Annotated in this window: 6 protein-coding genes; 1 reads left to right on the top strand and 5 read right to left on the bottom strand. The window is 36.5% G+C overall.

All coding sequences use genetic code 11. The features are described from left to right. Positions 1-48 precede the first annotated feature (48 nt). Positions 49-852 (bottom strand): alpha/beta hydrolase, encoded by an 804-nt coding sequence (locus WFK35_RS21090; RefSeq protein ID WP_336734494.1) that lies wholly within the window; start codon positions 850-852, stop codon positions 49-51. Positions 853-954: 102 nt separating this feature from the next. Beyond that, positions 955-1251, bottom strand: a complete 297-nt coding sequence (locus WFK35_RS21085) for an MGMT family protein (protein WP_336734492.1) — start codon at positions 1249-1251, stop codon at positions 955-957. A 59-nt stretch (positions 1252-1310) separates the two neighbouring features. Here WFK35_RS21085 and WFK35_RS21080 point away from each other — a divergent pair, with 59 nt between their 5' ends. After that, a complete protein-coding gene (locus WFK35_RS21080) occupies positions 1311-1457 on the top strand; it encodes a hypothetical protein (RefSeq protein ID WP_336734490.1) in 147 nt (48 codons plus the stop codon). Between the two features lie 12 nt (positions 1458-1469). On the opposite strand, the gene WFK35_RS21075 is transcribed toward WFK35_RS21080, so the two are convergent. From WFK35_RS21075 to WFK35_RS21065, 3 genes are all read right to left on the bottom strand, one after another. Continuing rightward, entirely contained in the window at positions 1470-2561 is a 1092-nt protein-coding gene (locus tag WFK35_RS21075; protein WP_336734488.1) for an acyltransferase family protein, read from the bottom strand. 262 nt (positions 2562-2823) lie between these two features. Further along, the gene (locus WFK35_RS21070) at positions 2824-3798 is read right to left on the bottom strand and encodes a deoxyhypusine synthase family protein (protein WP_029295769.1); all 975 of its coding nucleotides are present in this window, start codon (positions 3796-3798) and stop codon (positions 2824-2826) included. Between the two features lie 27 nt (positions 3799-3825). After that, positions 3826-4282 (bottom strand): hypothetical protein (locus WFK35_RS21065; RefSeq protein ID WP_336734486.1); only part of this gene is annotated, 457 nt, incomplete at its 5' end.

Here is a 4282-nt window from a genome sequence, read left to right as displayed (position 1 = left end):
ATTTTTTGTTTGGGTTTCGGCGGCTTCGCCGCCGAAACCCAAACCTTTTTATTTATTCAGCATTTTCTCAATAGCCGAAACAATTTTCCCAGCCTGTGTATTCATTGCTTCCAGATGTTTTCCGGAATATTCCAAAAACTCTTTCGGCAAAGAAGCCTTGGCATAATTCTCAGATCCTTCTTCGTAAGGAACATCCTTATCGTCTTTACTGTGGATAAAAAGTTTAGGAAGACCTTCCGTATCCTGTAAATCCTCTTTAGCAGAATAAGGAGAAATAACGTATCGGGAAATTACTTCCTTGAGTTCAGGTTTGTAATACATCGCAATATCTGTGAAAGAAGAAAGGCTTCCGTCCATTACCAGTCCTGCAATTTTGGTTTTATTATTTTTTGCTAAATGAGCCGCAATCTGCGATCCCATAGAAGCTCCGTACAGAATAATTTTGGTATCGGCAATTTCAGGTCTTTGCATCATTTTATCAAAGAAAATCTGTCCGTCTGATGCGATGTTAAGGTGAGTTGGTTTTCCTGTTGATTTTCCATAACCGCGAAAATCGACCATCACTACCTGAAAATTATTTTCAACCAAAGGTTTTGTCATGAAGAGATAAGAAGTTACATTTCCTCCTGCTCCGTGAAAAAACAGAACTGTTCCTTTGGCTTTTCCCGATTTTGGCTTTAAAATAATTCCTGTAATGGTATCTTTTTCCACCGGAATGGAAAAATCTTCGTAAACCAGATTTTCTACAGGACGAAGTGTCTTGCCCGGCTTATAGAAATTATCATCCATCTGTGCTTTAAAAAAGCAGACTGTCATTAAAAAAAGTGCGGAGAATAGAAGTTTTGTTTTCATAGCGTATTATTTATGAAGCAAAACTAGCCTTTCAGAAAATCTTTCGCCAAAAAAACAGACTCAGCCGTAATTTTTCTCTTCTGAATGGTAAATATTCTCTTTTTACAGCTCTTCCAGCGGATTCCAGAACAGGTTTTTGAAATTTTTAATCCTGAAATTTTCAACAGTAATTCCTTCCGCTTCCAGTTTTTCCTGAAATTCCGGAACCGATAAAGTTCCTGAACTTGAAATTACACGATGCGCAGGAACATCTTTCGGACAACCTCCCATTGCTTTTCCAACGTGGCGGGAATGATTGGGATAACCGACTGCTTTGGCAATTGCTCCGTAACTCGTTACTCTGCCTTTCGGAACTAACTTGGTGATTTCCCAAACCTGCTTTTTAAATATTTCATTCATTTTTGTTTTGCATTATTTTTGAATTGACCATTGAAATTCAATCTGTAAAATATAAAGTTATGAAAAAATCGTTTTTCCGCTTTTTGAATAAAATAAATAAGGCAATTTTACCCAGATTAAGTGATAAAGATCCGAACAAACTGACAAAAATTCAGAAAGGAATTCTTGCCTACCGTTATTTTGTCCTGATAAATTCGATGGATTAGACTGAGAAAGGTTTATTTAATTTTAGCAATCAATTTTCTGCATTTTTCATACAGGGGCTTTTCGATGAGCAGATAAATAATGATTGAACAAATCCACAACAGGACAAAATTTTTGTCGGGAAGATAAACGAAAGATTTGAGTTTCATATTGAAATAACTCAGATGGATCAGGTAAAATACAAATGAGGCATTTCCCAAAAGAATCAATAGTTTTGAAGAAAGAACTTTCGAAACCCATGTTTTTTCAGACATCAATCCCCAAAAGAAAATGATAATCGCGACTGGAAGCAAAAATTCGTGAATCAGTCTTCCTTCCCATCGCTCTACTCCGTGAACAAAGTTATTCCGGGCAAAAAATGCAATGGCAATGGTTAAGATAATAATAGAAATACCGCCCAACAAAGTAGACCGTTTTAATTTTTTTAAAAACTGAATACCTTTCTCTTTCTTCATTAAATAAGCTAGCAACATTCCGAAGAAAAACTCAGAACTTCTTCCGAAAAACGTGCTTCCTGTCATGAATTTCAGAGGATATAAAAAGCCTTCAGGATTTCCGTTATATTCATGCAGACCATAACCGATTCCCCAACCTGAAAGAAAAAATCCGGCTAAAAAAAGAATACAGTAGCTCCAGTTTTTTTTAAACAAAAGAAATAAAAACGGAGCGAGAAGATAAAAGAAAAATTCTACCGTAAGCGACCAAGCCTGAACAATTCCTGAGACAGAGTATTTTTCAAATAAAGAGTAAAAAAGCGAGTACTGTAAAAAATAGGTATCTACATCTTTGGAATATTTTACATCCAGAAAAAAAGCGCTCAGTAAAATCCAGTACAATGGAAAAATTCTTGCGATCCGTAGTAAAATGTATTTTAAATAAGACTTTTTGGATTCCAGAGGTTTTTCTTCGTATCGATAAGCGAGTAAAAATCCGCTCAGGACAAAGAAAACCGTTACTCCGATATGCCATTCGCTGATGAAACGCATGATTTCAAAGGGAAGATCATTACGCCAGTATTTGCGGTTATGATATACAAATACCATAATCGCCGCAACAGCGCGCATTCCTGTAAGAGCATCGAATTTATTTTTCTGAAAAGCTTCCAATTAGAATAAAATATTTTAGTGTATCTTTTCTGAACACGAAGTTCACAGAGTTTTTATTTTTATCTAAAACTATTCTTTTGTTTCACAAAGCCGCTTCGCTTATAAAAGATGAAAATATCTTAAAACAACACTTTGCGGTAATAGAAGAGTATTTCTATGAATTTTAAAAATGTATTTCTAAAAAAATTGTGAGTTATGTGTTCACTTAAAAAAATAAAAGGCTTACAGAATAAGCCTTTTACGTAAATTTATAGTATTCTGATTAAGAATTTTCTAAAATATAAGAGAACATCAATGGTGCACAAATGGTAGCATCACTTTCAACGATAAATTTCGGTGTTGTGATATCTAGTTTACCCCAGGTAATTTTCTCGTTCGGAACTGCTCCGGAATAAGAACCGTAAGAAGTCGTTGAGTCTGAAATCTGACAGAAATAAGACCAGAACGGAATATCATGCATTTCCATATCCTGATACAGCATTGGAACCACACAGATCGGGAAATCTCCGGCAATACCTCCACCAATCTGGAAGAAACCAACTCCTTTTCCTGATGAATTTTTAGTGTACCAGTCTGCTAAATAAGCCATATACTCGATCCCTGATTTCATCGTAGAGAATTTAAGTTCTCCTTTGATGCAGTAAGAAGCAAAAATATTACCCATTGTAGAATCTTCCCATCCCGGAACGACGATTGGTAAATTTTTCTCCGCAGCAGCGATCATCCATGAGTTTTCTCTCGGAATTTCATAATACTGTTCCAAAACTCCGGAAAGGATCATTTTGTACATGTATTCGTGCGGGAAATATCTTTCACCTTTATTGTCTGCATCTTTCCAGATTTCATAAATATGTTTCTGCAATCTTCTGAAAGCTTCTTCTTCTGGAATACAGGTATCTGTAACCCTGTTCAGACCTCTTTCCAGAAGATCCCATTCTTCCTGTGGCGTAAGATCTCTGTAGTGAGGAACTCTTTCATAGTGAGAATGTGCTACAAGATTCATTAAATCTTCTTCAAGGTTTGCCCCTGTACAAGAAATGAAATCTACTTTGTCCTGACGGATCATCTCTGCAAGAATTTTTCCCAACTCCGCAGTAGACATTGCTCCGGCAAGAGTAATCATCATTTTTCCGCCATCCTTAAGATGCGCAACATATCCCTTAGAAGCATCCACCAATGCAGCTGCGTTGAAGTGCAGGTAGTACTTTTCTATGAACTCAGTTATCGGTTTGCTCATTTTTTATAATTTTTGCAAAGATAAAACTTAAAAACGGAATGTAGCGGCTGCACTTAAAGAAAGTCTCGTTAAACCTTCTTTTTGGTCTTCTCCGAATTCTACCGACTGTCCATTAAAGCTCATTTTGCTAAGGGTTCCTCCCGAAAGTCCTATTTTCGGACCGATTAAAAAGTTCCTGCTTACTTCATACTGATAGGCAAAATCCAGTTCCGCCCCGAATGTTGTTCCTTTTCCTTTTACCGTTCCTGTTTTTGTAGTATAAGTCATTGCTCCCAAAGCGACATCCATAAACAGTTTGTGCTTTGTTTCGTGAGCGTCATTGGTTAGGGTAAGTTCAGGACCATAAAAATTAATCTGGTCTTTTGTACTTACATTTGCAGAAACAATATTTCCCATATTGTCTGCAACACTTAATCTTCCGCTTGTAGAAGCACTATAATTGGAATATTTGAACCCGATAAGAAGCCCTCTTTTTACTTCGTAG

Source organism: Chryseobacterium sp. VD8 (assembly GCF_037149975.1).
GTDB classification, from domain to species: Bacteria; Bacteroidota; Bacteroidia; order Flavobacteriales; family Weeksellaceae; genus Chryseobacterium; species Chryseobacterium indicum.
This window is presented reverse-complemented; position numbering and strand designations above follow the sequence as displayed.

What these genes read in the sequence shown, in the direction of transcription:
- WFK35_RS21085 (WP_336734492.1), bottom strand. Translation starts at nt 1,251, where the DNA reads ATGAATGAAATATTTAAAAAGCAGGTTTGGGAAATCACCAAGTTAGTT.
- WFK35_RS21090 (WP_336734494.1), bottom strand. Translation starts at nt 852, where the DNA reads ATGAAAACAAAACTTCTATTCTCCGCACTTTTTTTAATGACAGTCTGC.
- WFK35_RS21070 (WP_029295769.1), bottom strand. Translation starts at nt 3,798, where the DNA reads ATGAGCAAACCGATAACTGAGTTCATAGAAAAGTACTACCTGCACTTC.
- WFK35_RS21080 (WP_336734490.1), top strand. Translation starts at nt 1,311, where the DNA reads ATGAAAAAATCGTTTTTCCGCTTTTTGAATAAAATAAATAAGGCAATT.